The following is a 25,569-nucleotide window of genomic DNA, read 5'->3' as shown; positions in this document are numbered from 1 at the left end:
GTAGTTGGTACGTGGCGTCAGGCCTGCGGCCCGCTGCTGATGCTTAGGGAAGGGGGGACTCACACATGCGCGCGAGGCTTCTCTTTGCACTTTCTGCGGCCCTGGCAGCCGTGTTGGCTCTGTCCGCCTGCTCCGGCGCGCCGGAAAAACCCGCCGAGCGCACGGAGCTGCGCATCGGGCTCATCGCCAACCTGAGCGGCCCGCCGCGCTTCGACGCGCATGAGCTGGCCCTGGCGCGTGTGGCGCAGGTGAACGCCGCCGGCGGTGTGGAGGTGGGCGGCCGCAGGCTCCCCGTCCGGCTCATGGTGGCCGACAACGCAGGCCAGGTGGAGCAGTCCATGGCCGCGGTGACCCGCCTGGTCCAGCAGGAGCGCGTCAGCGCGGTCATCGGCCCCTATCTGAGCCGCGAGGCCCTGCCCGTGGCGGCTTCACTGGAGGCCCTGCGCGTGCCCATGATCACCCCCACGGCCAGCAATCCGGCGGTCACCAAGGGCCGAAAGTTCGTCTTCCGCATGTGCCAGCTGGACAGCGACCAGGGCGTGGTCCTGTCGCGCGTGGTGCACTCCACCCTTGGCCTGCGCCGCGCGGCCGTGCTCTACGATGAATCCGACGCCTACAGCGCCGGGCTGGCCGGTTTTTTCCGCGCGGCCTTCGCTCCGCTGCCCGGAGCCGCCGTGACCATGGTCCCCTACGCCAGCGGCACGCAGGATTTTCTGCCGCAGCTCTCAAGGGCGATGGCCGCCGGAGCGCAGCTGCTGTTCCTGCCGAATTTTCCCGGCGACCTGGCCCTGCAGCTTCCACAGGCCCGCGCGGCCGGATTCTCCGGGCTGTTCCTGGGCAGCGATTCCTGGGACTCCGACCGCGATTTTCATGCCCTTCCCGAGGCCCAGGGCGCGCTCTACACCACCAACTTTTCAGCCGAAGGGGTGGACCCGGCGCTGCTGGTCAGGGCGCAGGCCCTGGCGTCCAGGCCCGGCCTGTCCCTGGTGCAGAATCACGTCCTGACCCTGGACGCCCTGGAGCTGCTGCTGGACACGGCCAGCCGCACGGGCAGCACGGACCCCGTGTCGCTGCGTTCCGGGCTTGCGGCCGTCCGGGGCTTCCAGGGGCTTACGGGCGAGCTGTCCTTCAATGAGGACGGCGACCCCGCGCGCACCGTGTTTCTTGTGGTGATCGAGGGCGGCGAGCGTCGCCTGCGCGCCCGTCTCGATCCTCCAGCAAGCGGGGAACCCCGCTGATGAGTTGGTCCGTGCGCAAGAGTTTGGTGGCCCGCCTGGTGAGCACCTACATGGTGCTTTCCGTGCTGGTGGTGCTGTGCGCCGGAGCGGCGAGCTGGCTGGCCGCGAGGGAGCTCTTGCGAGAAGCTGTTTTCGAGCGGCTCGAGACCTCCTCGCGCCAGAAGGAGACCGAGCTTGCCCTGTGGGTGGAGGAGCGGCGGGCCGATCTGCTGTTCCTGTGCTCCTTGGCCGCCCGCGAGGGCGAGGGCGGAGCCGGGCGCGGCTTCTTCCGCGTGGGCCCGCAGCTGCGGCGGCTGTTGCTGGACTACGCGCAGGCCAAGCCCGATGTGCACGAGGCCCTGCTCTTGGCCCCCACCGGAGGCAAGGTGCTCCTCTCCACAAACCCCGCCAGCGAGGGAAGCTACCGCGCCAGCTACAGCTTCTACATCCAGGGCCGCCAGCGCCTGTCCATGCAGAACGTGTATCCCTCGCCGGAGTCTCTTCGGCCGGTGGTGACGGTGAGCGCCCCCGTGAAGGACGACCATGGCAGACTTCTGGCCGTGCTGGCCCTGCACCTGAACCTGGACCCCATTTCGCAGATCATCCGCTCGCGGGCGGGGCTCGGCGAAACGGGCGAGACCTTCCTGGTGGATTCCTCCAGCCTGCTGGTGGCCTCCGGCCGGATGGACATGGAGAGCGCCCGCCGCAAGACCCATTCCCAGGGCGTGGCGCAGGCCCTTGCGGGCAGCAACGGCCGCGGGCAGTATGAGAACGACGCGGGCGTGCAGGTGCTGGGCGCGTATCGCTGGCTGCCCGCCTACCAGATGGCCATGCTGGCGGAGATGTCCCAGGCCGAGGCCTTCGCCCCGGCGGGACGGCTGGCGGTCACCCTGGTGCTGGTGGCGCTGGGGGCCACGGTGCTTTTGGCCGTGGGCGTGTACGTGCTGTCGCGGCGGCTGGCCAGGCCCATTCTGGACGTGACCCGCGCGGCCATGGGCGTGGCCGGCGGCGATCTTTCCGTGCGGGCGGAAGTGGAGACCGCCGACGAGCTTGGCAATCTTGCGCGGGCCTTCAACGCCATGACCGGCGAGCTTTCCGCCCTGTACGACCGCCTGGAGCAGGAGGGCCGGGAGCGTGGGGCCATCCTGCAGGGGTCGTTCGACGGCATCGCCGTGGTGCGGGGAAACGGGGCCGTGGAGTACTGCAATCCCGGCATGGAGCGGCTTCTGGGCTGTTCCCTGGAGGACACCCCGTCCCTGGGCGTGCTGGCCGACCGCATTTTCCACCAGCCCGAGGAGCGCCGCGCCTTCGTGGCCAGCCTGGAAGCCGACATGCGCAAGGAGAATCCGCCGGAGCGGGTGTTCGCCTTCCAGCACGTCAGCGGGGCCCGGCGCTGGTGTCGGCTCAAGGTCTCGCCCATGGGCGGCGATCGCCTGGTGCTCAACGCCCAGGACCTGACCGAGATCAAGGCCAGCGAAGAGCGCGTGCGGCATATGGCCCTGCACGACCATTTGACCGGTCTGCCCAACCGCCAGCTGTTCCTCGACCGGCTGGACCAGGCCCTGCGCCGGGCCAAGCGCGGCGGGGCCAGCGTGGCCCTTCTGTACCTGGATCTGGACCAGTTCAAGAGCTTGAACGACGCCTACGGCCACGCCCACGGCGACCGCGTGCTGGTGGAGACGGCGCTGCGCCTGCGCGCCTGCGTGCGCGAGTCCGACACCGTGGCCCGCCTTGGCGGCGACGAGTTCGTGGTGGTGCTGCCGGACCTGCTGCACGCCGAAGACGCCCTGTCCGTGGCCGAGAAGATCCGCGAGTGCCTGTACGACCCGGAGGCCGATGGCGGGAGGCTGTTCCTGGGGGCCTCGGTGGGCGTGGCCTGCTTCCCCCTGCACGGCCACGACCAGGATTCCCTGCTGGCCAGGGCCGATGCCGCCATGTACGAGGCCAAGCGCGCCGGGGGCAACGCCGTGCGCGTAGCCCCGCTTCCGCCGCTCCAGGTCGGTGCCGGCGTCGATTAGCCTTTTGCCGTCTTTACAGCCGCGCGTGGCCCGGCTAGGGTCTGGCGCATGAACCGCCGCCAAAAGCGCCCTCCGCGCCTGCTGTTGCTCACCAGCGCCTATTTTCTTTTGGGCGAACTGGCCGCCGCCTGCTCCCGGCAGGGGGTTCCCCACCTGCTGCTGGACCTGGGCGCAAAGGAGATGGACGCTCGGCGTTTTGTGGAGACCCTGCGCGAAACCGTGGCCTCCTTCCGGCCCGACGCCGTGCTGACCGTGAACCACCTGGGCGTGGACCGCGAGGGCGTGCTCCAGTCCCTGGCGCACGACATGCGGCTGCCGTTGGTGTCCTGGTTCGTGGACAACCCGGAGTTCATCCTGCCCGTGTATCCCCCCCCAGACGCCGAAAACGCCCTGGTGCTGAGCTGGGACGCCGACAGTCTGGACGCGGTGCGCTCCCTGGGCTTCTCCAAGGTGGCCTGGCTGCCCCTGGGAACCGACCCGGAGCGCTTTCGTCCCGGAAGGCTCGGCAGGCCGGAATGGCGGGCGCCGGTGTCCTTCGTGGGCAACTCCATGCTCCTCAAGACCTCCCGCAGGCTGGCCGCCGCCCGGCCCGGCCCGGCGCTTCTGGCCGCCTTCGTGCCGCTTTCGGCGGAGTTCGCGGCCTCTGGCGAGCGCAACGTGCGCACTTTTGTCGCGGCCAACAGGCCGGAGCTCGCCCCGGAGATGGACGCCCTGGGCGTGGAGCGCCGCACCGCCTACGAAACCGCCGTGGTCTGGCGGGCGACACTGGATTATCGCCTGGGCTGCGTGCGCCGCACCCTGCCCTTTTCTCCGCTTGTGGCGGGCGACCCCGGCTGGCGTGAGCTGCTGCCCGCCGCGCCTGGCCTGCGCCTGCACCCGGAGGTCAACTACTATGAGGAACTGCCCGGCTTCTACCCGCAGAGCGATGTGAACTTCAACTGCACCAGCGTGCAGATGAAGGGCGCGGTGAACCAGCGGGTGTTCGACGTGCCCGCGGCCGGGGCCTTTCTGCTTACCGACCACCGCGCCCAGTTGGAGCGCATGTTCGAGCCCGGCCGCGAGATCATGCTCTACGAAAGCCCGGAGGATGCCTCTGCCCAGTTGGAGCGCTGCCTGGCCGATGCGGACCTGCGCCGCCGGGTGGCCCAGGCGGGGCGCGCGCGCGTGCTGGCCGAGCACACCTACGACCATCGCCTGCGCACGCTCCTGGGCCTCATCGAGGAGCATTTCCCCGCCAGGCGGGGGGCTGGAGCCTAGGCATGGCGGCAGATCCGGTCCTGGTGCTGCAGATGCAGCGCATGGGCGACCTGATCCTGTCCTTCCCGCTGTTCTTGTGGCTTTCGCGCTGCTACCCCGGGCGCGAGCGCCACGTGGTTGCCGAGGAGCAGTTCTTCCGCCCCCTTATGCCCGTAAGCCCGCCCGTCACCTACATCCCCTGGTCTGCGGCCCAGGCCGGGGCCCTGGCCGGGCGCAGGTACCGCCTCATCGTGAACCTGAGCATCCGCGAGGAGGCCGCGCGCCTGGCCGGAAGCCTGGAGGCGGACATCAAGCTCGGCCCCGTGCGCGAGGCCGATGGCGCGCTGCGGATGCGCGGGGCCTGGCAGCTGTACCGGGCCGGGCTGGTGGGCGCTGGCCGCCACAACCGCTTCCATTGGGCCGACCTGAACGGCCTGGACCTGGTGTCCCTGGATGTGCCGAGGTTGACGGGTTTCGAGCCGCCGCGCCCCGCGCCCGGCTCCGGGGGCAAGGTGGGCGTGTTCGTGGGCGCCAGCGAACCGGGCAAGCGCCCGGATCCCGCTTTTTACGCCGGATTGTGCCGCGCCCTGCTTGAGCGGGACCTGAAGCCCGTGCTTCTGGGGGGGCCGGCCGACCGCCCCGTGGCCGAGGCCGTGCGTGCGGAGAGCCGTCTGCCCCTGGCCGACCTCACCGGGCGGCTTTCTGTCGCCGAACTGGCCGAGTTCGTGCGCGGCCTGGCCCTCATGGTCACTCCGGACACCGGCCCCATGCACCTGGCCGCCTGGATGGGCGCGCCCACTTTGAACCTCTCCGTGGGCCACGTGAACCCCTGGGACACGGCCCCCTATCAGCCGGGGCATGTGGTGTTGCGCTCGCGCCTGTCCTGCGCGCGGGGCTGCTGGACCTGCCGCAGGGCGGAGCGGCGGTGCGCGCGCGCCCTGGCCCCCCGGCCTGTGGCGGCAGTGGCGGTGCTGATGGCCGAAGGCGCGCGCGCACGGCTGGAGCGCATCCGTTTGCCGGGGCTCGCCGTTTTCGAGACCGCGCGCACCCCGGAGGGGCTCTTTGGGCTGCGCCGCCTGGGGCCGCCGGAGCCGCAGGACGCGGCAGACCTGGCCGGGGAGTTTTGGCGGCGCTTCTTCTTGTGGCGCCTTGCGGCCGGGTCCGAGGAAGCGGTGCGCCAAGCCTGGGCCGCGCTTGCCGGAACCTTTCCGCGCCTGGCCGTGTCGCTTCGGGCGTCGCTGCCGGGCCTGGGCCGGGGCCTTGTGCGCCTCTCGCGCGAGCGCGGCCAGTCCAGCCCCCTTGCGCACGGGGTCGCGCCGTTTTGGGGCCTGCTGGCCTCGCAGCTGGAGATGTCCGGCCAGAACGCCGACCTTTCCCCGGCCTGGGAGGCGGAAGCCCTTTCCCAGCTGGAGCGCTTGGCGGCCATCCTTTCCGCCGCGGATTGACCTCCGCGCCCTTCTGCACCGGAAGATATCCTCCCTGGCGTTGCGCCGGGACACGGCATTTTTTGCCCGCCAAACATGGCTGGACCCCGCCCGGCTGGTCGGGCCGGACGGGGTCGCACAGGGGTATGGAGAGGCTTGGGAAGGCCTAACGCTTCATGGCGATGACTTCGCCGAGCAGGGTGTCGGCGGTGGTGATGACCTTGGAGTTGGCCTGGAAGCCGCGCTGGGAGGTGATCAGGTCCACGAACTCCGTGGCCATGTCCACGTTGGAGGCCTCAAGCGCGTTGGAAGTGATGGAGCCTCTGCCGCCGGTCTTGGCCATGCCGGTGAGCGCGGAGCCGGAGTCTCGCGTTTCGCTGAAGAGGTTGCTGCCCTCGCGCCGGAGCCCCCACTGGTTGGTGAAGCTCGTTATGGTGAGGGTGTAGAGCTCCATCTCCTGGCCGTTGGAGAACACGCCGGAGAGCACGCCGTCCTCGGACACGGACACGCTTTGCAGATAGCCCGCGGTGTAGCCGTCCTGGCTTTGGTACAGGGTGGTGAAGCCGCCCGTGTCGTACGACTGGGTGGCCAGGGCGCTGATGGCCGAGTTGCCCATGCTGGGCAGCCAGCCCGCGCTGCTGGTCTTGTTGCCGATGGCCGAGGCGTTGCTGGCGATGGTGCCGTTGGCCTGGGTCCAGGTGCGGTTCTTGCTGCGCATTCCGAAGTCGACGGTGATGGGCGCGGCGTCCACCGAGGTGGCCGAGCTGGCGTTGCTGGCGCGGATGAAGTTCGCCGTCATCATGGGATAGCCCGAGGTGGAGAAGTCGGCCAAGGTCCATTGGTCCAGGCCCTTGAGATTGCCCGAGGCGTTGCTCTTGAGGGTATACGCGCTCTGGCCCACCATCTCGCCGGAGCGGAAGGTGATGGTGCCGACCATGAGGATGCCCGCCGCGCTGGTGCCCTTGACGTTGGTGCCGCCGATGGTGCGGCCGTCGTCCTCGGGATTGCAGGTGACCATGTACTCCCACACGGTGTCCGCGCCGGCGTTGGAGTTCATGGTGACCTTGTCGTAGTACACCGTGACGGTGTGCGGGGTGCCGGTGGCGTCGTACACCTTGATGGTGTTGCTGTAGCCGTAGCTGGTGCTGGCCAGCGGCGTGTCGGCCGTGCCGTCCCAGGTTTCGAACATGGCGAAGTACGGATTGTTGGTCGAGTCGCACTGGCTGTCGCTGGTGGGATCGAGGTTGGTCACCATCTGAATGGAGGTGGTGGCCGAAGCCGGCGCCTGGAAATTGGAGACAAGCACGTCGGTGGGCGTGCCGTAGATGGCGTAGTCGGTGCTGCCGGTGGTGGCGGAGGTGGCGCGCTGCATGGCCCAGCCCTGCACGCGGTAGCCGTTGGTGTCCACCAGGTAGCCCTTGGAGTCGAAGCGGAAGTTGCCCGCGCGGGTGTAGTAGTTGTTTTCCGTGTCGGGCCGCTTGACGGTGAAGAAGCCTTTGCCGCCGAGCGCCAGGTCCGTGGACTCTGTGGTGGTCTCGATGGCGCCCTGGGCGAAGTCGGCGTAAATCGCGGCGACCTGGACGCCCAGGCCCATTTGCGAGTTGCCCGCGGCGGTGGCGATGTCCTGGCTGATGAGGTCGGAGAAGTAGATGTTCGACCCCTTGTAGCCCGTGGTGCTGACGTTCGCCAGGTTGTTGCCGATGACCGAGATGGCCTGAGAGTGGGCGTGCAGACCGGTGATGCCCTGGTACAGTGAAGATGTGAGAGACATTGCCTGACCTCCTTGAACCCCTGTCGTGAATTCCTGTGATCGACCGTTTCCGAATTGTTCCAGCCCGGATTACGAGCCGGTGGACGTGCTTGTGGCGGCGGTGTTGACCACCTCTGTGACGTTGGCGAGCTCCACGGTGCGTCCGTCGGCGAGCTCCAGGTACACCGTGCCGCTGGAGGTCTTGACCCCGGTGACCACGCCGCTGATCTGCGACTGCACCAGCACCTTCTCGCCCTCCGCGTTTTCAGCGCGGACGATGACGCCGTAAGTGCCGTCCGCCATGACGTTGCCGTCTGTGTCCTTGCCGTCCCACACGTAGGTGTAGTCGCCGATGCCCTTGGAGCCGAGCGATTCGGAGCGGATGAGGTCGCCGTCCTTGTCGTAGACGTTGGCGGTGACGTTGGTGACCGCTTCGCCCAGGCTGTAGTAGAGCGTGCTGACGGTTCCGTCGTTGACGGTGAGGTTGTAGCCGGAACTCTTGATGCTCTTGCCGATGTAGTTGACGCCCGAGGTGAGCGAGGTGGAGCTGGTGGACTCGACCAGCGTCTGCACGCCCTCGTTGATGTTGTTCAGCGCCTCAAGGTTGGAGTACTGCACCACCTGCGAGGCCATTTCCTTGTCGTCCATGGGATCGTTGGGATCCTGGTACTTGAGCTGCGCCAGCAGGATGGTCATGAAGTCTTCCTGGTCCAGCGTGGTCTTGTGCGTGGTGGTGCTGCTGTCCGTGCTGGAAGTGCTGCTTGTGCCGCTGACGGTGCTCATGGCGTAAACCTCGTGTCTCGTGTTAGGCGACGATGTGCAGGCCCTGGTCGGCAAGAATTGCCCGCATGTGCATGTTTTGCATATCCGGGGCCATGTCCGCGCCGTCGGAGCGCATCATGCGCAGCTGGGAAAACAGCCGCGAAAGCTCCTGCTGCTCCTGGGCCTGATTGTGCTGGTCGGTGTTGAAGGCCTGCTGGTCCTGGCGCGAGGCCAGCCCGGCCTGCACCTCCAGGTTCTGCACGGTAAGGCCTTGACCCTCCAGCGACTTCTTGAGGCTGTCCATGTTCGAAGACAGCATGGCCGCGGTCTGCGCGTCCTCCACCTGGATGAGCGCGCTGACCTCCTTGCCCTTGACCTGCAGGATCACCTGCGCCTTGCCCAGATTCTCCGGGTCCAGCTGGATGGTCATCTGCTTGCGGCCCTGGCCAAGGTCCTTGAACGCGGCCTCGGTGATCTGGTCCAGCACCTTGGGCGCGGCGACCTTTTCAAACCCCTTGGTCTGCTGGGCGGACTGCGTCTTGGCCTGGGGTTGCGCCGCGGCCTGTCCGGCGTGGGAAAGCCCGTCCAGGGACGCCTTGCCCGACTCGGCCTGCTGCTGGCCGCCTGCGGCGGAGGCTTGGCCGTTTTGGGTCGCGGCGTCCTCTGTGCGTACCTTGGCGTTGAACCCTCGCCAGGAGTCGTCGCTGGCCTTCTGCTGGCTTGAGGACTGCTGGCTGTTCTGCTGCTGGCCCGACGACTGCTGGCTGCTTTGTTGCTGGCTGGCCTGCTGCCGGCTGTTCTGCTCGCGCTGGTCGAACCAGCTGGTGTCGTTCCGGTCCTTGGTCTTCAGCTCGTAGGCCACCTCCGCGCGGGACGAGCCCTGCGTGGATTCGGCCACGGTCTGGGTGGTGTCGCGGCCGTGCTTGGCCGCGTCCTTTTCCATGATCTTGCCCAGGTTCTTGGCGAGTTCGGCGTCCGCCGCGGTGGTCTTGGTGCGCTGTTCCGCAAGGGACTGGCCCATTGCGGCCAGGGCGTTCTTCATGTCGGCGACGGTGCTCTCCGGGCCGAGGGCGGCGGTGAGCGCCTGGGCGGTCTTTGCGGGCAGGCCCATGGCCTTGAAGAAGGTCGCCAGCTCGCCCTTGTCCATTCCGAGCGTGCTGTCGTCGGACAGGGTGGACAGCTTGTTCTGGATGTTCGAAAGCACGCTGAGCCCGTCGCCCTTGGCCACGGAGCGGACCATCTGCGTGGCGGCCTCGGAGGCGAAGCCCATCTTCTGGAACAGGCTCTGGAGCTCTGCGGCCTCGCCGTCCGAAAGGGTGACCGCCTTCTTGGCGCCGGTCATGCGGCTGCCCAGGTTCTGGATGAGCTGGCCCCAGGTGAGGCTGCCCGCCTGCACCTGGGCGGAAAGCTCCGCGATGTCCTTGTCCGAGCAACCCGCCTTGAGCAGCAGGGGCTTGGCTTCCTCGAAGGCCTCGCGGGATACGGGGACGTTCTTGGCCGAGGCCGCGGCCGAGGCGGCGGTGGAGCCGGTGGCGTTCTTGGCGACCTTGGTGTTCAGCGCGGGGCGCGCCTCCGCCTGCGTGGCGGCCTGGATGCTGGCCTGGGGGGTCGTCTGGAGGGCTGCCTGGACGTTTGCCGGGATGTTGGCCTGGACATCGGCATCGGCCTGGGCCGCCGCGTCGGAAACGGCGCTTGCGGTCGAGCCGAGGGTTGCGGCGGCGATCTGCGCGCCGGTTTCGGCCTGGGCGGAACGGGGGGCTTCGGCGTCCTGGGCGGCATGTATTTGGTAGGACGCGTCCTGCTGTCCGGAGACGGCGGTGGTGGACTGGGCCATCAGGCCCAGAAAATCCGAGAACGCGCGGGATTTGGACGAGCTGTCCACAAGCACGCCGCTGCGCAGCTGATCGAAGATCGTGGCGGTGCGGGCTTCGGCGGTGGTGACTTCCTGCATGGGATGCTCCTTTGGACGGCCATGATTCAAAAGCCGTTCCAAAGAGGCGTCACAGGAAAATCAGCAGGTTGTGAGTTTTGGGAGGGGGAAAAAGCTGCCGCCGGAGGCTAGGCCAGGAAAAAAGGTTCCACATCGATCTTGTGCTCGGCCGGGTTGAGCACACGGTCGATGTCCTGGGCCTGGGGCGTGCCCTCCAGGGCCAGCAGGTCCAGGCAGCGGGGGATTTGCGGGCGCATTTTGGCGTCCATGACCACCTTGACCTCCGGCTTGGTGGGGCGCAGGGGGTTGACGCTGGCCACGATGCCGTACTCGCCGCCGGAGAGGCGCACGAAACTGCCCACCGGGTACACGCCCACGCAGCGGATGAAGCTTTCGATGGCGTGATGGGGGAAGTCCTTGTCGCGCCACTGGTACATCATGCCCAGGGCCTTGGCCGGGGCCATGGCGTCCTTGTAGACCCGGCGGCTGGTCAGCGCATCGTACACGTCCACCACGGCGATGATGCGCGAGAACAGGCCGATGTCGTCGCCGGTGAGGCCGCGCGGGTAGCCGGAGCCGTCGTGGCGCTCGTGGTGCTCCACCACCGCGCGCAGTATCTCCGGCGCCAGTTCCGGCTGGTTCGCCATGATCTTGTACCCCTCAAGCGGGTGGGTCTTCATGAGCTGGAATTCCGCTTCGCTGAGCTTGCCGGGCTTGTTCAGGACGGCCTCGGGAATGCGCGCCTTGCCCACGTCGTGATACATGCCCGCCAGACCCAGGGTGAGCAGTTGCGGCCGCTCCAGTCCAAGCTGCCTGCCGAACAGGATGGCCAGGAGGCTGACGTTGATGGAATGGGTGTAGGTGTACTCGTCGAAGCCGCGCAGCTTGAAAAGCGTGATGGCGGCGTTCTCGTTGCGGAAGACGCTGTCGATGAAGTTCTCCACCAGTGGCTTGGCCGCGCGGTGGTCGATCTGTGTGCCCCGGCGCACGTCGTCCACAAAGCTCTTCACATGGCCCAGGGCGTCGGCGTGCAGCTTGCGGGCGATGGCCAGCTCGTCGGACAGGGCCGTGGTGATGGGCACGCCCACAGGCCGCTCCTGGCCCAAAAGCGAGAGGTTCACGCTGGTTTCGACGGTCACGTCTTCCACGTCCTCCGGCACCAGCAGGGCGATGTCCCCAGGCGTGAGCAGGGGCTTGCCCACCCGCACCAGGGGCTTGTCGAAGGTGCCCAGCCCGTGGCTGATGACGTACATGCCTGGCCTGAGGGCGCTGCGTTTTATTCGCTGTTCCATGTGGCGATCCTCTCCGGTCGGCGCGCCGGGGGCGGCAGGTCACATCCCCGGCAGCAGGGCCAGCTGGGCCAGTTCTGTCACAAGGGCCCGGCAGTCGCTGGCGATGAAGTCGGGCCGGGCCACGGCAAGGGCCTCGCGCTGCGAGTGCCCGCAGGTGACGGCCGCGGCGGCCAGTCCGGCCCGGCGCGCGGTCTCGATGTCGATGGGGTGGTCGCCCACCAGCAAGGCCTGTTCCGGGGCCACGTCCAGGCGCTTGAGCACCAACAGCGCGTGGTCCGGGTGGGGCTTGACGTTGGGCGTGTCCTCCCTGGCCAGAAAGGCGTCGCAGCAGGCGGCCACGTCCGGAAACACGGCCTTGACGGCGGCGGTGGAGTTCCGCGTGAGGATGCCGGTCTTGACCCCGGCGGCGCGCAGCCCGGCCAGCAGGGGCCGGGTGTCGGGGAACAGCTCGGCGTCGCGGGCTGCGTCCAGCTCCGTGGCCTGGATGATGAGGCGTCCGCGCGTGTGGAACTGCTTGCCCAACTCCTCGTCCATGAGGGCGATTTCCCCGGCGATGACGCCGATCCATTCCAGCACGGGCAGGTCCGAGGGTTCGGGCTCTTCGCCCAGAAAGGCCTCGGCCAGGGCGGTGATCTTGCGGCGCAGCCTGGAGAAGTCGATGGTCAGGCGCGAAAGGGTGCCGTCGAAGTCGAAAAGCAGGGCGTCAAAGGGGCGGGTGCGTGCGGACATGCGTCTCCTTGTGAGGACATGGGCTTGCCCACGGGGCGGGGGCGCGCTACACACCGCCACGGAGCAGCATTGCGCGCAATGTGTACGTAGGGAGGGGGGCGTGGTCAAGGATTTTGACGTGCTGGTGGCCGGGGCTGGTCCGGCCGGTTCGGCGGCGGCGCGGGTGCTTGCGGGCCGTGGCCTGCGCGTGGGACTGATCGACCGCCTGGCGCATCCCCGCTTCAAGCTGTGCGGCGGCCTGCTCACGGCCAAGAGCATGGACGCCCTGGACCGCGTGTTCGGCTTGGGGGAGGCCGACCTGGCCGCGCGCGGCGGACTGTTCCACGCCACGCCGGAATACGTATTTCTGCACCAGGGGCGCGAACTGCTGCGCGGGGCCGCGGCCGAACCCTTCCGCTTTGTGGAGCGGCCGGTTCTCGATGCCCTGCTTGCGCAAGAGGCCGTGGCGCATGGAGCCGAGCCGCTCTTCGGCCGGGTGGTCGCCGCCTGCGACGCGGCGGCGGGCGAGGTGCTGCTGGCGGACGGCGAGCGTCTGCGCGCCGGGTTCGTCATCGGGGCCGACGGCGTGAACTCCGCCACGCGCCGCGCGCTGGGGCGCGGTGACGCCGCGCGCCGGGCCTGGCGCGAGAACCTTGCCGCGGCCATCGAGGTGGAACTGCCCGTGGGCCAAGGTCCGGGGTGCTTTCCGCGCCAGGTGCGCGCGCCGGAGCTGCACGTGGGCGGGCCCTGCGTGCCCTCGGCCGGGTACGGCTGGGTGTTTCCGGGGCCGCGCGGGGCCAAGGCGGGCATTTGCGGGCTGCGGCGGCGCGGCGAGGACTTCGGCGCGCTGTTCCGCGACTACCTGCGCCTGCTGGGCGTGGCCGGGGCGGAGCAGATTCCCCTGCGCGGGCATCCGCTGCCCTACGGCAACGCCCTGGCGCGCCCGTGCTCCGGGCGGCTTGTTCTGGCGGGCGACGCCGGGGGCTTTGTGGAGCCGCTGTTCGGAGAGGGAATCTTTTATGCCTTGGCCACAGGCGCGCACGCGGCCACGGCTGTTCTGCGCGCCATAACGCGCGGGGCCGACGCAGCCGACGAGTACGACGCGCTGCTGGCGCGGAGCGTGCGGCCGGAACTCGTCTGGTCCGACCGGCTGCGCTGGCTGCTCTTCGCGGCCATGCGGCGCTTCGGTCCGGCGCCCATCAAGGGCTTTGTGCGCTGCGCCCCGGACGCCCTGGCCCAAATGGTCCACGGCGGGCGCTCCTTTCGCCTGCTTCTGCCCAAACGCTGGGCGTGGGGCGCGGAGCTTGGGCCCTGCGCCCCTCTCGGCTAGCCTTTGGGCCTAGCCCTGCTGGTCCGGCGGCAGGTTCCTTCCGCTGGCCGCGCCGCGCGCCAGCTGGTCGCAGCGTTCGTTTTCCGGGTCGCCGCTGTGGCCGCGCACCCAGCGCCACTTCACCTCGTGCGCCTCGATGAGCGGCACCAGGCGCTTCCAGAGATCCTGATTCTTGACCGGCTGCTTGGCGGCGGTCTTCCAGCCGTTCTTTTGCCAGCCCGCAAGCCAGCGGTCGGTGAAGGCCTTCTTCACGTACTGCGAATCGGTGACGATCTCCACCGCGCTTCTGGTCTTGAGGCTTTCCAGCCCGGCGATGACGGCCATGATCTCCATGCGGTTGTTGGTGGTGCCGGAAAAGCCCTGGGCGAGCTCCTTCCTGTGCGGGCCGGAGAGCAGCACCGCCGCGTAGCCGCCTGGGCCGGGGTTGCCCAGGCAGGAGCCGTCGGTGTAGATGGTGACACGTGGAAGCTCTGTCATTTCATGTCCTTATCGCCACCGCTTGGGGGCGTTGCGTTTGTGGTGTCCGCGTTGTCCGTGGCGTGCAGGGCGGACAGGCGGCTTTCCAGCAGGTCCAGGGCGAGCAGCAGGCCCTTGCGCCAGTCGCGCCCGGGCGCGAAGTGGAAAGGGAAGTGCTCTTCGGAAAGCTGGCGGCTGAAGTCCTGACCCAGCGCCCCGGCCATGAGCGGCGGCAGCCGCACCAGCGCCTCGCCTCTGGCGGGCGCAAGCCCGATGTACAGCGTCTTGCCGTCCTGTTCCGGGGGCGCAAGGGGGCCGTCCGTCACCTGCAGGCGCGTCTCCACGCCGTAGCGTTGGCGCATGGCCGTGGTGAAGGCGCGCACATGGGCGCGCTGGTCCTCGCTCAGGCTGGCTGTTTCATCTGCCAGGGCCGCGCCCGCGGTGATGCGTTCCAGGGTGCGCTCGCTGTTTTTCCAGAAGCCGTAGACGGCCAGGCCCATGACAAGGGCCAGTCCGATCAGGCGCAGCAGCGCCTCCAGCGGCCCCTTGGCGCGCACGGCGAATCGTGCCATAGCTCCTCCGCTGGCGGTGTTAGTACGCGCAGCCGGGCGGGCTGGCAAGCCTTGGGGCTTGCCGGGGCCGTACCTATGGGCTATCAGGGTCTTGCGGCGTTCCGCCGTGCGTTTTTCCTGAAAGGAGCATTCCATGCAGCGGAAGCTGATTTTGGCCGCCCTGGCGGCGCTGAGCCTTCTGGCGGGTTGCGCCGCGCGCGACCCCAACCTTGTGGTAAAGCCCTTGGGCGAGTTCGGACGCGCCCCGGCGGACTACACCCTGCGCGTCAACCTGTACGAACTGGACGCCAAGGGCCGCCCGGTGCTCGCCGCGCGCGACGACGCCTCCCTGCGCGGCTTCGTCACCCGCACCCTGGCCGCGCGCGGCTACACCCTGAAGGCCTCCGGCCCGGCCCGCTACGACCTGGACGTGCACCTGCTGTGCGGCAACATGCGCACGGCCGACATGGGCCTCATGTCCGAGGAGCTGCGTCTGCCCCAGGACTCCGTGGGCCATGGCTACTCCGAGCAGCTGCACTACTGGCTGCCCGACAGCAGCCAGGGCGTCGACGGCGCGGAACTTATGGGCCTGCACGAGTCGGCCCAGCGCAACCGCGTGGCCGCTGGATCTTCGCGCCCGGCCCAGGCCATGGGGCGTTCCGCTGCGGGCGAGCTTGAGCCGGACTTCTGCCAGGGCCGAGTGCTGGTGCTGCTGACGCCTTCCGGCGCCGCGCCCCTGCGTCAGGTCTTCGTCGACCGCGACGCCACCGAGGACTGCCGCGCCGTGGCCGGCTGCCCGGCGGACACCTGCCGCACCGCCCTGGAACATGCCTTGGTGGAGTTGCTGGAGCGCCGCCTGTAGCGACATGCGCGGGGGGCTGCGGCCCGGCCGCTTCCCTTTGCTTCAAGTCTTCTGGCCGCCCGCCCTTTCGGAATCGTTTCCGGAGGCGCGGGCGGTTCTCGTTTTGGGCCTGCCCGCAAGGGGCTGGCGCGGCGGCGCGCCCGGGGCTATGATGGAACCAGGACTGTTCGGCCTGGACGCGCGGGCGATGCAACGCTGCGCGTTCCGTCGCAACGGCTAGGGAGGTGGCGATGCGGCGCATCGGACGCTACGAGGTGCTGGGCCTGCTGGGGCGCGGTGGCATGGGCGCGGTGTACAAGGCGGCCATGCCGCACACCGGCCGCGTGGTGGCGCTGAAGCTTCTGCGGCCCTCGGAGCAGCTGGCCGCCACGGCGGACCAGGACGCCCTGCGCCGGGGCTTCTTCCGCGAGGCCGCGCTCATGGCGGGCATCCGGCATCCGGGCGTGGCCCAGGTGCTGGACGTGGACGAGGACCGCGACGGCCGCCCCTTTTTCGTCATGGAGTACTACTGCGACAACCTGGGCGCGCAGCTGGGCGAAGGCCCGCGCGTGGAGGAGCCCTGCCGGGCGCTCGGAGTGGCGCGCTCCCTCGATCTGGCGCGGCAGCTGGCCTCGGCCCTGGCGCGCCTGCATCACGAGGGCGTGCTGCACCGCGACGTGAAGCCCTTCAACCTCATGCTGGCCCACCGGCCAGACGATTTCCCCGGCGGATCCGACGAGCTGAAGCTCATCGACTTCGGCCTTTCGCGGCTGCGGGGCGAGCGCGAGGCCGGGCGGCCGCGCGGGGCCGTGGTGGGCTCGCCCTGGTACGCCGCGCCGGAGCAGGAGGCCGATCCGGCCACGGCCGACGAGCGGGCCGACATCTTTTCCGCCGGGGTGACGCTGTTCCGCTGCCTCACCGGTCGGCTGCCGCAGGATGGCCTTTTGTCCAGCTTTCTGCGCCCCGGCCTGGACGAGCGGTTCGACGCCTTTTTCGCCAGTTGCTGTGCGCAGCGTCCGGCCCTGCGGCCGTCCTCCGCCCGCGCCCTGCTGGCGGAGCTGGACGGCCTCTCGGCCCATTGGACCCGCCTGCGCGAGGCCGTCTGCGCCTTGCCGCCGGAAGCAGGAGAGCCCGCCCCCGCCCCGCGGCGCGCGACCGCGGGCGTCCTGCGCTCCCGTCCCGTGCGCCAGCCCCTGTCCGGGGCCAGGGAGCGCTTCGGGCTGGACGCCCTGTGGCGACCCCAGGCGAGCGCACCGGAGCGTTTCCGCGTCCTGGACGGCGAGGGGGGGCAGCTGGTGCGCGATGAATCGACCGGCCTTTTGTGGCAACGCGGCGGCAGCGCCTATGCCGTGACCCTGGCCGGGGCGCGGGAGCACGCCAAGCGGCTGGATGCCCAGGGCTTCGGCGGGGTGCGCGGCTGGCGTTTGCCCACGGTGGAGGAATTGGCGACCCTGCTTCTGCCCGAGCCGGACCTGCGCCAGCTCTGTCTGCCGGGCGTGTTCGAGCCCGCCCAGCGCCGCTTGTGGAGCGCGGACCGCAAATCCTACTCGGCCTCCTGGTACGCCGACGCCGAGCACGGCTTCATCTGGTGGCAGGACGACACCTGCCAGTTCCACGCCCGCTGCGTGTGCTCCGGCGCATAGGAATTCTTCAGCGCGCCAGCCAGCCCCAGGCCCAGGCCAGGGCGGGAATCAGCGCGGCGGCCACGCCGTAGGCGTCGTTGCAGCGCCCGTGCGCCCACTCGTCCGGCCTGCCCAGACGCAGGGCCATTCGTCCGGCCAGTCCGCCCAGGCCCAGCCCGGCCAGCAGGCCGAACACGTGCGCCCCGATGTCCGTATTGTCTCCCGCCGTGCCCAGGCTTGCCACCAGGGCCAACCCGGCGGCCACGGGCGGCAGCCAGCCCCGGCCCATGTTGCGGCCGACCATGGCTCCGGGCCGAAAGTCCCCGTCGCCGCTGGCGGCCTTGAGCCCGGCCAGGGCCCCTGCCGCGCCGAACACGGCGGTGCTGAAGCCCACGGACAGGTGCCCCCCGTTCATGGCCAGGTGCGCCAGGGCGTTGAGCAGGTTGCCCAGCGTCCCCGCCAGCACGGCCAGGAGCCAGGCCGTGCCCGAACCCGCCCGCCGCGCCAGGAGAATCAGGAACGCCCCGCCGATGACCACGTTGCTGGCCAGATGGGCCGCATCGGCGTGCAGGGTCAGGGCCGTGGCCGCGCGCCACAACTGGCCGTCCAGCATGGCCGAGGCGTCGGCCACGCCAACGCTGTGCCAGTACTGCGGGTAGGAGCCCAGGCCCGGCCAGGGGCGCTGGGTCAGGGAATAAAACGCGCAGAGCGCCAGCATGGCCGCCACCGTGGGCCGGACGCGCTCCTGGGGATCAGTGAGGGGGATGTCCGGGTGCGGGGTCAGGTTTTCCTTGTGGTAGAGCAGGATCTCCTCAACGGCCTGCCGGGCGAAGCGCTGGGGCGTCTGGATGGTGTAGCCTCCGGGCAAATTGCGCACGCGGTGCGGCACGCGGCGCGCGCGCAGCACCAGGCTCCACAGCCGGGCCTGCTTGTGCGGCAGGCGGCCTGGCGGCGTGCCGTCCACCAGCGGGGCGAGGTCCGGCCAGGGCGCGCGGGGCAAGGCCGGCCCGGAAGCGGCGGCGGGCCCGGAAGCGGCGGCGGGCCCGGCGGCAGGCGTGCGGCCCGTGGCCTCGCGGACCGCAGGGGAGCCGACCCGGTGGGCGTCGGACCGTTTGGGCCGGGTGAAGGCGCGTCCGGAACGGACGGGGCGCGGGGCGCGGATGGGACTCATGGCCCGAGCATAGCCCGAAGCCTTGCCGCCCCGCCAGTGCAAATGCGGAGGCGGGCCCACTGGGCTGCCCGGATCGTATGGGGCCGCGCCCGGACGCGGCGACGCCCTTGGTTCGGGGGCGCGCAAGGGGAAGGCGGACCGGAATCGTGGCGAACGGCCTGTGTTTCAAGCGCAGGGGCGGGCTTGGACAGCGCGCCGGTTTCGGCGTATGCCTTTGCGCTGTCCAGCCGTGTCGGCCCTGCCAGCCGTTCCCGGCCGGACGCCAAGGAGCGCCACACGCCATGACAGCCGCACTGACCATCGAGGGCGCGGCGGCCCTCGCCCTGGCCACCTTCGTGTTCGCCGCCATCCCCGGCCCGGGCGTGGCCGCAGTTGTGGGCCAGGCCCTGGCGCGCGGGTTCGTCCCGGCATTTTTGTGGGGCGTGGGCATCATTCTGGGCGACGCCTTCTATCTTTTTTCCGCCATGCTGGGCCTTTCCGTGCTGGCGCAGCAGCTGGGCTGGGGCTTCACGGTCCTCAAGTGGGCGGGCGCGGCCTATCTGGCCTACCTGGGACTGCGCTGCCTGCTTGCGCCCCCGGCCCCAGTCGCCGCAGAGGCTGCGCCCGGAACGGCGCGGGAGCATCGGAGCCTGGCGCGAACCTTTGCGGGCGGCTTTTGCGTGTCCCTGGGCAACCCCAAGGTCATTGCCTTCTATTGCGGCTTTTTGCCGGGCTTTGTGGACATGCGGGCACTGTCCGCCCCGGACATGCTGCTGGTGGCAATGGTGATCCTGCCCACCTGCCTGGGCGTGGTGTCGCTGTATGCCTGGCTGGCCGCACGCGGGCGGGGCGCCGCCTTAGGCGGCCGGACCTGGGGCTTCGCCCGGCGCGGGGCAGGCCTGGTGATGCTGGGCGCGGCCGTGGCCGTGGTCGCCGAATAGGAGCCGTGAGCGTGTCGCACATCCTGGCCGTATCCGATCTGACCCGCGCGCTGACCGACGTGCTGGAGGCCGAATTCCCCTTTGTCTGGGTGCGCGGGCAGGTGACCAATCTCTCCCGGCCGTCCTCCGGGCACATCTACTTCACCCTGTCCGACGCTGAGGCTCAGCTGTCCGTGGTTTGGTTCCGGGGCGCGCAGGGGCGCGGCGCGCGTTCCGGCGTGGACCCTCTTACCGGCGAGGTGCTGGAGTCGGGGCAAGACCCGGCCTCGCGCCTGGCCGACGGCCAGGAGGCGCTGGCCGCGGGGCGCATCTCGGTCTACGCGCCGCGCGGGGCCTACCAGCTTGTGGCCGAGCTGGTGCAGCCCGCCGGGGTCAGCAGCCTGGCCGAGGCCTTCGAGGCCCTCAAGCGCAGGCTGTCCGCGCGCGGGCTTTTCGCTGACGGCCGCAAGCGGCCCGTGCCGCATAATCCGGCGCGCGTGGCGGTGATCACCTCGCCGCAGGGCGCGGCCGTGCGTGACTTCTTGCGCCTGGCCGAGACGCGCGGCACCGGCGCGCAGATCCGCATCCACCCCGCCCTGGTGCAGGGCGAGGCCGCCCCGGCCCAGATAGCCCGCCAACTGGACGCCGTGAGCGCCGAGGGTTGGGCCCAGGTGGTCGCCCTCATCCGGGGCGGCGGCAGCCTGGAGGATCTTTGGGCCTTCAACACCGAGGAAGTGGCCGAGGCCATGGCCCGTTGCGCCGTTCCCGTGGTGACGGGGGTGGGGCATGAGCCCGACGTGTCCATTGCCGACTACGTTGCCGACAGGCGTTTTCCCACGCCTACCGCCGTGGCCGTCGGCCTGTGGCCCGCGCGGGCGGAGCTTGCCCAGAGCGTCGACGCCCTGGAAAACGCCCTGGGCCGGGCCCTGGACGCCCGCCTGGAACGGTGCGCGGCGCGCGTGGCCGAACTTTCCCGCGCCCTGGCTTGGCTGTCCCCGGTGAGGCGGCTGGAGCGCCTGGACCAGGGCTGGCGCGAGGCCTCGCGGCGGCTTGCCGATGTCGGGGACAGGTATCTTGCCGGACGAACGGCGGGGTTGCGCCAGGCCATGCGCGGGCTGTCGCGCGCCTTTGGTCCGCGCGACGCGGATGCGCGCGCCGGAGAGGTTCTGGCCCTGGCCGAGCGCCTGCGTCTGGCCATGGAGTTGCGACTGGCCGAAACCTCGCGTCGCGCGGAGGTGCTGGAGGCGCGGCTGTGCGGGCTGGACCCGGAGGCCCCGCTGGCGCGCGGCTACAGCCTGGTGCGCGTGCTGGGGGCGCAAGGCGGGGCGGGCAGGCTGCTGCGCACGGCCGACCAGGCCGCGCCCGGCGACCGGCTGCGCGTGCGCACGGGCCGGGGCGAGCTGGACGCAGTGGTGGACAGAACGGCCGCGTCCGCTCCGGCCACTGGGGCCGCGACCACCCGGAGGCGGGACTGATGGGCCGTGTGAACACCTTGAACGCCTCTTTTCCGCGCCTCGTTTTTCTGGTCCTGGCCGTGCTGTCCATGCTGGCCCTGGATGCCGCCGCCAGGGCCGAGGGAACGGTTTCCTCGCCCCGGCACGCGGCGCGGCGGGCCCCTGCGGGGGGCGAACTCGTCTGCCCCGCCAAGGTCGGCATCGGCGAGCCCTTTGTCGTGCGGGTGCGGCTGCCCTGGCGGGCCAGGGAGGCCAGCGTCCGTTTCCTGGGGCGCAGCGCGCCGCTGGAGCTGCGCGCTGCCGGGGGCGGAGTGGAGGCCTGCGCCGTGCTCGGCGCGGACGTGCTGGACGCCCGGCCCGGTTGGAAAACCGTGACGGTGCGCGCTGTCCCGGCATCCGGCGGCAGCACCAGGACCTTTGCCCGGCGCGTGGAGTTGGCGTTCGTGTCCCGGCCTGTGGAGCGCTTGAGCCTGGACCCGGCCATGGTCACCCCGCCACGGGAGGAGGTGCCGCGCATCGCCGCCGAGCGCGCCCTTTCGCGCCAGGCGCTTGCCCGTACCGGAACGAAGCGCCTGTGGAGCCTGCCTTTGGCGCGTCCGCTGGATACGGAGGTTTCCAGCCTCTACGGCGTGGGGCGCGTGCTCAACGGCCAGCCCCGCTCCCCGCATCGGGGTCTGGACCTGGAAGCCAGCGTGGGCGATCCCGTGCGCGCCGCGGACCATGGCGTGGTGGCTCTGGCCGGGGATTTCTACTACCCGGGCCAGTGCGTGTACCTGGACCACGGGCAGGGGCTGGTGACCATGTACTTCCACTTGTCCGAGCGGCTGGTCCAGATGGGCCAGCGGGTGGAGCGCGGCCAGGTGCTGGGCCTGGCGGGCGAGAGCGGACGCAGCACGCGGGCGCACTTGCATTTTGGCGTGGCGGCCCTGGGGCGTCTTGTGGACCCCGAGCCCCTCTTTCTGTATGATGGACGGCAATGACGGGCGCGGCGCGCCCAGCGGAGAGCACATGGCCAAGGACACGAGGAGTTTCGAGGAGCGCCTGGAGCGCCTGAAGGCGGTGGTGGAGTCCCTGGAAGGGGGCGAGCCCTCCCTGGAGGAGGCCCTGCGCCTGTACAAGGAGGGCATCCAGCTTTCCGGGCGGCTGGGCCGCGACCTTGAGGCCGCGAAGAACGAGGTTCGCCTGGCGCAGGACGGCCTCTTGAAGGAGTTCGACGCGCTGGACGCGGCCGCGGAGGCCGGGGAATGAGCGCCGACATCGACGTGAAGGCGGAGCTCAAGGCCCGCGCGGCGGAAGTCGAGGCGTATCTTGCCGGATGCCTGCGCGGGCGCGACATTCCCGAGCGCCTGCTGGCCAGCATGGAGTATAGCCTGCAGGCCGGGGGCAAGCGCCTGCGCCCGGCCCTGGTGTTGAGCTTCGCGCGGCTCTTCGGCGAGACCGTGGAGCGCGTCATGCCTTTCGCCGCCGCGCTGGAACTCATCCACACCTATTCCCTCATCCACGACGACCTGCCCGCCATGGACGACGACGACCTGCGCCGGGGAAAGCCCAGCAACCACAAGCAGTTCGACGAGGCCACGGCCATTTTGGCGGGCGACGGCCTGCTCACCGACGCATTCGGCCTGATGTTCTCCTGCCCGCAGGACATGTCGGCCCAGCGCGTGCTCTCCGCCGCCCAGACCGTGGCGCTGGCCGCGGGCTCTTCGGGCATGGTGGGCGGCCAGGCCCTGGACATGGAGTACACCGCGCGGCCGGGCGTGCGCCTGGACGAACTGCGCTCCATGCACGCCATGAAGACCGGCGCGCTGATCACCGCGTCCTGCGTGGCCGGGGCGCACTTGGCCGGGGCGCTGGCCCCGGAGCTGGACCGCGCGCGCCGGTATGGCGAAAACCTGGGCGCGGCTTTCCAGATCGCCGACGACATTCTGGACGTGGTGGGCGACACCAAGACCCTGGGCAAGCCCGTGGGCAGCGACGAACGCCAGGGCAAGACCACCTATCCTTCGCTTTTGGGCTTGGACAAAAGCCGCGAGCTGGCGCGGGAGCGGGCGAAATCCGCCGTCGAGGCGCTGGCCGGGCTGGAACACATTGAAGCCGTATTCCTGCGCGCCCTGGCGCGCTACATCGTGGAGCGCGTGAATTGACCGCCAAACCCGCCCCCCAACCCATGCTGCCTCCGCCGGACGGCAAGGCCCTGCTGGCCTCCCTGATCCATCCCGGCGAGGTCGCCCGGCTGAGTCCGCAGGAGCTTGCCGCCCTTGCCGCGGAGCTGCGCAGGGTCATCATCGAGCAGTGCTCCGCCGGAGGCGGGCACCTGGCCCCGTCGCTGGGCGTGGTGGACCTTACCCTGGCGCTCTTCAAGACCTTCGACCTGGACCAGGACCGGCTCATCTGGGACGTGGGGCATCAAGCCTACGCCCACAAGCTGCTCACCGGCCGGGCCGAGCGTTTTCACACCCTGCGCGGGCTGGGCGGGGTGTCCGGCTTTCCGCGCCTGAGCGAGAGCCCATACGACCACTTCGGCGTGGGGCACGCCAGCACCAGCATTTCCGCCGCCTTGGGCATGGCCCTTGCGCGCGACCTTTCGGGCGGGACGCACGAGGTGGTGGCCGTCATCGGCGATGGCTCCATGACCTCCGGCCTGGCCTACGAGGGGCTCAACCAGGCGGGCGGCATGGGCTCCAAGATGGTCGTGGTGCTGAACGACAACGAGATGTCCATCTCGAAAAACGTGGGCGCGCTGTCGAATTTTCTGTCGCGCAAGCTTTCGCGGCCCGCGCCCCAGCGTTTCAAACGCGAGTTCGAATCCTGGCTGGCGGGCATTCCGCGTATCGGCAAGGATTTGGCCATGTTCGCCCGCAGGAGCGAAGACTCCCTCAAGAGCTTCTTCACGCCTGGAATGCTGTTCGAGGCCTTCCGCTTCACCTATGTGGGGCCGGTTGACGGGCACGACATCGCCGCCATGAGCGAGGTGTTCGAGCAGACCAAGGGCATGGACAAGCCCGTGCTGGTGCACGTGCTGACCAAGAAGGGCAAGGGCTACGACCCGGCCGAGACCAATCCCACCTTTTTCCACGGCGTGGGCCGATTTGAGCCGGAGACCGGCCTGGCCCCGCCGGTTCTGGGCGGTGGGCCGAAATCCTACACCGAGGTCTTTGGCGAGAGCCTGTGCCGCCTGGCCGACACCAATCCCAAGATCGTGGCCATCACCGCCGCCATGCCCGAGGGCACGGGCACGGACTGCTTCCGCGTGCGCCATCCAGAGCGGTTTGTGGACGTGGGCATCTGCGAGCCCCACGCCGTGACCTTCGCCGCCGGTCTGGCCACGCGGGGCTACACCCCGGCTGTCGCCATCTATTCCACCTTCCTGCAGCGCTCCTACGACCAGGTGGTGCACGACGTATGCCTGCAGGGCCTAAGCGTGAAGTTCTTCCTGGATCGCGCCGGGCTTGTGGGCGAGGACGGGGCCACGCACCACGGCGTGTTCGACATCGCCTACCTGCGGCATGTGCCGGGGCTCACCTTCATGGCCCCCAAGGACGAGGCCGAACTGGCGCAGATGGTGGCCACGGCCTTCGCCACGCCTGGGCCGGTGGCCGTGCGCTACCCGCGCGGCGTGGGCGTGGGCGCGGACATCCCCGCCGCTCCCGATCCGCTGCCGCTTGGTCAGGGAGAACTGCTGCGCGATGGGACCGATGCGGTCATCGTCGCGCTGGGCTCGCGGGTGTACCCGGCCCTGGAGTGCGCCCAGGAGCTGGAGGCCGTGCACGGCCTGTCCGTGGCGGTGTTCAACGCCCGCTTCATCAAGCCCTTGCCCGAGGCGCAGCTGCTGGAGCTGGCCGGGCGCTTCCCGCGCATGTTGACCGCCGAGGAGGGCTGTCTGGCCGGAGGCTTCGGCGCGGCCGTGCTGGAGCTTTTCGCCGACCGGGGCGCGCTTTCCGGGCTCACCGTGCGCCGCGTGGGCATCCCGGATCTGTTCATCGAGCACGGCAAGGCCAAGGAGTTGCGCGCCCTGGCCGGAGTGGACACGGCGGGCATCAAGAAGGCGGCGCTGGAATTGATGGGGCGCGGCTAGAAATACCCCAGCGCCTTGAGCGCCTCCAACTGGCGCTCCTTGTCCGGGTCGCGGCCCGCGCGCTCGGACTGGTCCAGCCCGGCGGGGCGTGTGCAGGGAACGCAGCCCAGCGACCGATAGCCCTGGTGGTACAGTTCGCAGTAGGGCAGGCCCTCGCCTGTCAGCTGGGCCCAGACGTCCATTTCCGTCCAGTCCAGAATGGCGTTCACCTGCCAGTGTTCCGGGCAGAGTTCCGTTGCCGGTTTGAGCTCCGCATAGGGGCGCGCGGCCCGCGAGGGGTGCTCGTCGCGCCGCAGGCCGGAGATGAGCGCCAGGGTTCCGGTTTGGCGCAGGGCGCGGCCCAGTGGCGCAATTTTGAGATCGCGGCAGCAGGCGACCTTGTCCTGTGCGACCGGGTAGGCGGCAAGGTCCACGGTCGGTCGGGCCACGTAGAGTTCCACGCCCCAGTCCGCGCAGAGCCTGTCGCGGAAGGCCGTGACCTCCGGAAATTTGAGGCCGGTGTCCAGGCTGATGGCGTGCAGCGGGCCGCGCGCCCCCAGGGCCTCGCGCCAGAGGGAGAGCGCCGCGGTGGAGTCCTTGCCGCCGGTGAAGGCCACGCGGATCTGCTCTGGCGGCACAAGGCGCAGCAGGGCGCGCAACACCCCGCGCGAGCGGGAGAGCTTTTCCGCCAGGGGAGCGCCCGGCGCCGTGGGGGCGAACTGGTTCAGGGCGTCCAAGGGCATTGGCGGCCTCCTTTGCGGTAACGCGTGCGCCGAGGGACTGCATCGGCGGAATGAACGGACGGAACGCGCCGCCGTACACGGCACGGCGCGCAAGCGCGGAAGCAGGAGCCT

The 25,569-nt window shown here is 70.0% G+C and carries 22 protein-coding genes; 13 read left to right on the top strand and 9 right to left on the bottom strand.

What is annotated here, in order from left to right:
- Window positions 1-65: 65 nt before the first annotated feature.
- From CHB73_RS09780 to CHB73_RS09765, 4 genes are read left to right on the top strand one after another with little or no spacing between them, the layout of a single operon-like run.
- Window positions 66-1,238, top strand: a complete 1,173-nt coding sequence (locus CHB73_RS09780; protein ID WP_089274388.1) for an ABC transporter substrate-binding protein — start codon at window positions 66-68, stop codon at window positions 1,236-1,238.
- Window positions 1,238-3,235 carry a sensor domain-containing diguanylate cyclase gene (locus CHB73_RS09775; RefSeq protein ID WP_089274387.1) on the top strand — a complete coding sequence of 666 codons (1,998 nt, stop codon included), beginning with the start codon at window positions 1,238-1,240 and terminating at the stop codon, window positions 3,233-3,235. Before CHB73_RS09780 ends, CHB73_RS09775 begins: the two co-directional genes overlap by 1 nt.
- Before the next feature lie 48 nt (window positions 3,236-3,283).
- Complete coding sequence (locus tag CHB73_RS09770; protein WP_089274386.1) at window positions 3,284-4,492, top strand: CgeB family protein; 1,209 nt, start codon at window positions 3,284-3,286, stop codon at window positions 4,490-4,492.
- Between the two features lie 2 nt (window positions 4,493-4,494).
- Complete coding sequence (locus tag CHB73_RS09765) at window positions 4,495-5,916, top strand: glycosyltransferase family 9 protein (protein ID WP_089274385.1); 1,422 nt, start codon at window positions 4,495-4,497, stop codon at window positions 5,914-5,916.
- A 145-nt stretch (window positions 5,917-6,061) separates the two neighbouring features.
- Here the strand turns inward: CHB73_RS09765 and CHB73_RS09760 are convergent, their stop codons facing one another.
- The 5 genes from CHB73_RS09760 to CHB73_RS09740 form a co-directional block, all read right to left on the bottom strand.
- Entirely contained in the window at window positions 6,062-7,666 is a 1,605-nt protein-coding gene (locus CHB73_RS09760; RefSeq protein ID WP_089274384.1) for a flagellar hook protein FlgE, read from the bottom strand.
- A 69-nt stretch (window positions 7,667-7,735) separates the two neighbouring features.
- Window positions 7,736-8,359 carry a flagellar hook assembly protein FlgD gene (locus CHB73_RS09755; RefSeq protein WP_235641585.1) on the bottom strand — a complete coding sequence of 208 codons (624 nt, stop codon included), beginning with the start codon at window positions 8,357-8,359 and terminating at the stop codon, window positions 7,736-7,738.
- A gap of 91 nt (window positions 8,360-8,450) precedes the next feature.
- Window positions 8,451-10,358, bottom strand: a complete 1,908-nt coding sequence (locus tag CHB73_RS09750; protein WP_089274382.1) for a flagellar hook-length control protein FliK — start codon at window positions 10,356-10,358, stop codon at window positions 8,451-8,453.
- Window positions 10,359-10,465: 107 nt separating this feature from the next.
- Window positions 10,466-11,629 (bottom strand): HD-GYP domain-containing protein, encoded by a 1,164-nt coding sequence (locus CHB73_RS09745; protein ID WP_089274381.1) that lies wholly within the window; start codon window positions 11,627-11,629, stop codon window positions 10,466-10,468.
- 39 nt (window positions 11,630-11,668) lie between these two features.
- Entirely contained in the window at window positions 11,669-12,358 is a 690-nt protein-coding gene (locus tag CHB73_RS09740) for an HAD family hydrolase (RefSeq protein ID WP_089274380.1), read from the bottom strand.
- 100 nt (window positions 12,359-12,458) lie between these two features.
- On the opposite strand from CHB73_RS09740, the gene CHB73_RS09735 reads away from it, so the two are divergent.
- Entirely contained in the window at window positions 12,459-13,667 is a 1,209-nt protein-coding gene (locus tag CHB73_RS09735; protein WP_179216985.1) for an NAD(P)/FAD-dependent oxidoreductase, read from the top strand.
- Between the two features lie 9 nt (window positions 13,668-13,676).
- Here the strand turns inward: CHB73_RS09735 and rnhA are convergent, their stop codons facing one another.
- Window positions 13,677-14,144: a ribonuclease HI gene (gene rnhA / locus CHB73_RS09730; RefSeq protein WP_089274379.1), complete on the bottom strand. Its 468-nt coding sequence runs from the start codon at window positions 14,142-14,144 to the stop codon at window positions 13,677-13,679.
- Window positions 14,141-14,695: a hypothetical protein gene (locus CHB73_RS09725; protein WP_089274378.1), complete on the bottom strand. Its 555-nt coding sequence runs from the start codon at window positions 14,693-14,695 to the stop codon at window positions 14,141-14,143. Before CHB73_RS09725 ends, rnhA begins: the two co-directional genes overlap by 4 nt.
- Window positions 14,696-14,828: 133 nt before the next feature.
- Between CHB73_RS09725 and CHB73_RS09720 the strand changes: the two genes are divergently transcribed.
- On the top strand, window positions 14,829-15,536 hold the full coding sequence (locus CHB73_RS09720) for a hypothetical protein (RefSeq protein ID WP_089274377.1): 708 nt from the start codon (window positions 14,829-14,831) through the stop codon (window positions 15,534-15,536).
- A gap of 230 nt (window positions 15,537-15,766) precedes the next feature.
- On the top strand, window positions 15,767-17,158 hold the full coding sequence (locus CHB73_RS09715; protein ID WP_089274376.1) for a protein kinase domain-containing protein: 1,392 nt from the start codon (window positions 15,767-15,769) through the stop codon (window positions 17,156-17,158).
- 7 nt (window positions 17,159-17,165) lie between these two features.
- Here the strand turns inward: CHB73_RS09715 and CHB73_RS09710 are convergent, their stop codons facing one another.
- On the bottom strand, window positions 17,166-18,308 hold the full coding sequence (locus CHB73_RS09710; protein WP_089274375.1) for a rhomboid family intramembrane serine protease: 1,143 nt from the start codon (window positions 18,306-18,308) through the stop codon (window positions 17,166-17,168).
- Between the two features lie 281 nt (window positions 18,309-18,589).
- Here CHB73_RS09710 and CHB73_RS09705 point away from each other — a divergent pair, with 281 nt between their 5' ends.
- Genes CHB73_RS09705 through dxs form a run of 6 tightly spaced genes read left to right on the top strand, consistent with a single transcriptional unit; the run spans window position 18,590 to window position 24,736 of the window.
- Window positions 18,590-19,228 (top strand): LysE family translocator, encoded by a 639-nt coding sequence (locus CHB73_RS09705; RefSeq protein ID WP_235641578.1) that lies wholly within the window; start codon window positions 18,590-18,592, stop codon window positions 19,226-19,228.
- An 11-nt stretch (window positions 19,229-19,239) separates the two neighbouring features.
- Window positions 19,240-20,682, top strand: a complete 1,443-nt coding sequence (xseA, locus tag CHB73_RS09700) for an exodeoxyribonuclease VII large subunit (RefSeq protein ID WP_089274374.1) — start codon at window positions 19,240-19,242, stop codon at window positions 20,680-20,682.
- Window positions 20,682-21,641, top strand: a complete 960-nt coding sequence (locus CHB73_RS09695) for a M23 family metallopeptidase (protein WP_089274373.1) — start codon at window positions 20,682-20,684, stop codon at window positions 21,639-21,641. The genes xseA and CHB73_RS09695 overlap by 1 nt, the downstream gene beginning before the upstream one ends.
- Window positions 21,642-21,669: 28 nt before the next feature.
- Window positions 21,670-21,909, top strand: a complete 240-nt coding sequence (xseB, locus tag CHB73_RS09690) for an exodeoxyribonuclease VII small subunit (RefSeq protein WP_089274372.1) — start codon at window positions 21,670-21,672, stop codon at window positions 21,907-21,909.
- Window positions 21,906-22,805, top strand: a complete 900-nt coding sequence (locus CHB73_RS09685; RefSeq protein WP_089274371.1) for a polyprenyl synthetase family protein — start codon at window positions 21,906-21,908, stop codon at window positions 22,803-22,805. The genes xseB and CHB73_RS09685 overlap by 4 nt, the downstream gene beginning before the upstream one ends.
- A gap of 23 nt (window positions 22,806-22,828) precedes the next feature.
- Window positions 22,829-24,736, top strand: coding sequence for a 1-deoxy-D-xylulose-5-phosphate synthase (gene dxs / locus CHB73_RS09680; protein ID WP_089274664.1), 1,908 nt, complete (start codon window positions 22,829-22,831; stop codon window positions 24,734-24,736).
- Here dxs and CHB73_RS09675 read toward each other — a convergent pair.
- Window positions 24,733-25,458 (bottom strand): phosphoadenosine phosphosulfate reductase family protein, encoded by a 726-nt coding sequence (locus CHB73_RS09675; RefSeq protein WP_089274370.1) that lies wholly within the window; start codon window positions 25,456-25,458, stop codon window positions 24,733-24,735. The two genes, dxs and CHB73_RS09675, sit on opposite strands and share 4 nt — an antisense overlap.
- Window positions 25,459-25,569: the final 111 nt, after the last annotated feature.

This window comes from Humidesulfovibrio mexicanus (assembly GCF_900188225.1).
Lineage (GTDB): Bacteria > Desulfobacterota > Desulfovibrionia > Desulfovibrionales > Desulfovibrionaceae > Humidesulfovibrio > Humidesulfovibrio mexicanus.
This window is presented reverse-complemented; position numbering and strand designations above follow the sequence as displayed.

Excerpts from the sequence above, each read along its gene's own strand:
- CHB73_RS09780 (WP_089274388.1), top strand. The coding sequence starts at position 66 with ATGCGCGCGAGGCTTCTCTTTGCACTTTCTGCGGCCCTGGCAGCCGTG.
- CHB73_RS09775 (WP_089274387.1), top strand. The coding sequence starts at position 1,238 with ATGAGTTGGTCCGTGCGCAAGAGTTTGGTGGCCCGCCTGGTGAGCACC.
- CHB73_RS09770 (WP_089274386.1), top strand. The coding sequence starts at position 3,284 with ATGAACCGCCGCCAAAAGCGCCCTCCGCGCCTGCTGTTGCTCACCAGC.
- CHB73_RS09765 (WP_089274385.1), top strand. The coding sequence starts at position 4,495 with ATGGCGGCAGATCCGGTCCTGGTGCTGCAGATGCAGCGCATGGGCGAC.
- CHB73_RS09760 (WP_089274384.1), bottom strand. The coding sequence starts at position 7,666 with ATGTCTCTCACATCTTCACTGTACCAGGGCATCACCGGTCTGCACGCC.
- CHB73_RS09750 (WP_089274382.1), bottom strand. The coding sequence starts at position 10,358 with ATGCAGGAAGTCACCACCGCCGAAGCCCGCACCGCCACGATCTTCGAT.
- CHB73_RS09745 (WP_089274381.1), bottom strand. The coding sequence starts at position 11,629 with ATGGAACAGCGAATAAAACGCAGCGCCCTCAGGCCAGGCATGTACGTC.
- CHB73_RS09740 (WP_089274380.1), bottom strand. The coding sequence starts at position 12,358 with ATGTCCGCACGCACCCGCCCCTTTGACGCCCTGCTTTTCGACTTCGAC.
- rnhA (WP_089274379.1), bottom strand. The coding sequence starts at position 14,144 with ATGACAGAGCTTCCACGTGTCACCATCTACACCGACGGCTCCTGCCTG.
- CHB73_RS09725 (WP_089274378.1), bottom strand. The coding sequence starts at position 14,695 with ATGGCACGATTCGCCGTGCGCGCCAAGGGGCCGCTGGAGGCGCTGCTG.
- CHB73_RS09720 (WP_089274377.1), top strand. The coding sequence starts at position 14,829 with ATGCAGCGGAAGCTGATTTTGGCCGCCCTGGCGGCGCTGAGCCTTCTG.
- CHB73_RS09715 (WP_089274376.1), top strand. The coding sequence starts at position 15,767 with ATGCGGCGCATCGGACGCTACGAGGTGCTGGGCCTGCTGGGGCGCGGT.
- CHB73_RS09710 (WP_089274375.1), bottom strand. The coding sequence starts at position 18,308 with ATGAGTCCCATCCGCGCCCCGCGCCCCGTCCGTTCCGGACGCGCCTTC.
- CHB73_RS09705 (WP_235641578.1), top strand. The coding sequence starts at position 18,590 with ATGACAGCCGCACTGACCATCGAGGGCGCGGCGGCCCTCGCCCTGGCC.
- CHB73_RS09695 (WP_089274373.1), top strand. The coding sequence starts at position 20,682 with ATGGGCCGTGTGAACACCTTGAACGCCTCTTTTCCGCGCCTCGTTTTT.
- xseB (WP_089274372.1), top strand. The coding sequence starts at position 21,670 with ATGGCCAAGGACACGAGGAGTTTCGAGGAGCGCCTGGAGCGCCTGAAG.
- CHB73_RS09685 (WP_089274371.1), top strand. The coding sequence starts at position 21,906 with ATGAGCGCCGACATCGACGTGAAGGCGGAGCTCAAGGCCCGCGCGGCG.
- dxs (WP_089274664.1), top strand. The coding sequence starts at position 22,829 with ATGCTGCCTCCGCCGGACGGCAAGGCCCTGCTGGCCTCCCTGATCCAT.
- CHB73_RS09675 (WP_089274370.1), bottom strand. The coding sequence starts at position 25,458 with ATGCCCTTGGACGCCCTGAACCAGTTCGCCCCCACGGCGCCGGGCGCT.